Origin of the sequence: Vibrio sp. V19_P1S1T109, assembly GCF_002241375.1 — a bacterium.
Taxonomy (GTDB): Bacteria; Pseudomonadota; Gammaproteobacteria; order Enterobacterales; family Vibrionaceae; genus Vibrio; species Vibrio anguillarum.
Map to the genome: position 1 here is coordinate 1 of NZ_NDIM01000032.1, position 2,516 is coordinate 2,516.

Sequence of the window (2,516 nt, forward strand, 5' to 3'; positions counted from 1 at the left end):
GTTGTATGTGTTCTATATTTGGCATTCTTGATATTAAAAGTGATGCAACAGCGTTACGCCCAATAGCGCTAGAGATGTCTAAAAAAATGCGTCACCGCGGCCCTGACTGGTCTGGCATCTATGCTTCAGAAAAAGCAATCTTGGCTCATGAGCGCCTTTCTATTGTCGGTTTAAACAGCGGCGCACAACCACTTTACAGCCCAAATAAAAAGCACATATTAGCGGTCAATGGTGAGATTTATAACCACAAAGAAATTCGTGCTCGTTACCAAGGCAAATACGATTTTCAAACCGACTCTGACTGTGAAGTGATATTAGCGCTTTATGCAGACATGGGTGCCGCGCTGCTTGAAGAACTCAACGGCATCTTTGCCTTTGTGCTCTATGATGAAGAAAAAGATGAGTACCTCATCGGGCGTGACCATATTGGTATCATTCCTCTTTACCAAGGCCATGACGAACACGGTAACTACTACATTGCATCCGAAATGAAAGCTTTGGTAAGCATTTGCAAAACTATCAGTGAATTTCCTCCTGGTAGTTACTACAGCTCGAAAGAGGCAGGCGCACAGCGCTACTATATTCGAGATTGGAATGAATATGCGGCAGTCCAAGGCAATAGCAGCAGTAAAGAAGAGCTAAAACAAGCATTAGAAGCGGCCGTGAAGCGCCAACTGATGACAGATGTACCTTATGGTGTTTTGCTTTCTGGAGGATTGGACTCTTCAATTACGTCAGCCATTGCGAAACGTTACGCTGCAATGCGAATTGAAGATGATGAACAATCAGAAGCATGGTGGCCACAGCTTCACTCTTTTGCGGTGGGTTTAGACGGTGCTCCAGACCTTAAAGCGGCTCGCGAAGTTGCTGAAAAAATTGGCACTGTACACCACGAAATGACTTATACCATCCAAGAGGGTTTAGATGCTATTCGTGATGTTATTTACCATATTGAAACGTATGACGTGACGACAATTCGAGCCTCTACTCCGATGTATTTGATGGGGCGTAAGATCAAAGCCATGGGTATCAAAATGGTACTTTCCGGCGAAGGAGCGGATGAGATCTTCGGTGGTTACTTATACTTCCACAAAGCACCGAACGCGCAAGAATTCCACGAAGAAACTGTGCGTAAACTGCTGGCGTTGAACTTGTTTGACTGTGCTCGCGCTAATAAATCTTTAGCGGCTTGGGGAGTGGAAGGACGCGTTCCTTTCCTAGACAAAGAGTTTATTGATGTTGCAATGAGGCTTAACCCTGCTGACAAAATGTGTGGCAATGGCAAGATGGAAAAACACATTCTACGTGAGTGCTTTGAAGATTATCTGCCAGCCTCGATTGCTTGGCGTCAAAAAGAGCAATTTTCCGATGGTGTGGGCTATAGCTGGATTGACACACTAAAGAGTGTTGCTGAAGAAAAAGTTACCGATCAACAGATGGAAACAGCAAAATACCGCTTCCCATATAATACTCCAGCGACAAAAGAAGGGTATGTTTACCGCGAGATCTTCGAAGAGCTGTTCCCGTTAGAGTCTGCTGCACAATGCGTTCCTGGAGGTCCTTCTGTAGCTTGTTCTTCCGCCAAAGCAATTGAGTGGGATGAATCCTTTAAAAATTGTATTGACCCGTCAGGCCGAGCTGTCAAAGCGGTGCATAATGAAGCGTACTAACCAAAACGCTGGCTAATAAAGCAAATAAAAGGCGCAAAATGCGCCTTTTATTTGTCTAAAGAGCTTACCGTAGAGAGTCAATCACGAATCTAATTCTAAATGCTTATTATCGATGCTCATCGGTATCACTTGGCTGATCATTTTAACCAGCATAATCGATCGCGTCTCACCATCGGGCTCTTGATAAATGGCATCAATTCCTGAGAACTGCCCACCCTTAAGTCGAACTACCTGCCCTTTTTCTGGAATATTGAACGATGCTACCGGTAATTTTAACTGGTCGAGTAACTTCAATTCCTCGATCAAATCACTGTCCAACTCCTTCGGATGTGAACCAAATCGGATGAAATCAACCACACCGCGAGTAGAGCGCACACTGGTAAAGGTTGGGCCAATTTCAAAATCAAAGTAAATGAACATATAGGAGGGAAAAAGTGGCTCTTTGACAACTTGCCGCTTACCCCGAAGAATTCTCTCTAGTTCAATTTCTGGGTAGAAACATTCGACACCTTGGTTTTCAAGGTGTGCTTTAGCACGCCTCTGATCGCCACGTTTACAATACAACAAATACCAACGTTTCATTTTATTCCTAGCTACTGCTTTTCTTTTTCTTGAATCCTAACACCATCCTCCTCCTCAATAAACGGCTAATAAACTGAACACAAAAATAAACCCTTAATGTCCGAACAAGGCAAATTCAAATAATCAGTAATGAAAGATAAGTTTTCATAACGCAACAAAACTTTGAGTATTGATAGACATGCATTTCAAAAACAATGAGTTAGTTAATAATGCCAGAATAAAATACTGATTTTACTCATTGCGATACGCTAAAAGCCCATGTAT

2 protein-coding genes are annotated in these 2,516 nt (G+C 42.9%); one reads left to right on the top strand and one right to left on the bottom strand.

From position 1 onward, the window contains the following. Nucleotides 1-5 precede the first annotated feature (5 nt). Nucleotides 6-1,670 (top strand): asparagine synthase B, encoded by a 1,665-nt coding sequence (gene asnB, locus B9J87_RS01835; RefSeq protein ID WP_017045499.1) that lies wholly within the window; start codon nucleotides 6-8, stop codon nucleotides 1,668-1,670. Nucleotides 1,671-1,751: 81 nt separating this feature from the next. On the opposite strand, the gene rfaH is transcribed toward asnB, so the two are convergent. Continuing rightward, the gene (gene rfaH / locus B9J87_RS01840) at nucleotides 1,752-2,252 is read right to left on the bottom strand and encodes a transcription/translation regulatory transformer protein RfaH (protein WP_013857303.1); all 501 of its coding nucleotides are present in this window, start codon (nucleotides 2,250-2,252) and stop codon (nucleotides 1,752-1,754) included. Nucleotides 2,253-2,516 lie beyond the last annotated feature (264 nt).

Excerpts from the sequence above, each read along its gene's own strand:
- rfaH (WP_013857303.1), bottom strand. The coding sequence starts at position 2,252 with ATGAAACGTTGGTATTTGTTGTATTGTAAACGTGGCGATCAGAGGCGT.
- asnB (WP_017045499.1), top strand. The coding sequence starts at position 6 with ATGTGTTCTATATTTGGCATTCTTGATATTAAAAGTGATGCAACAGCG.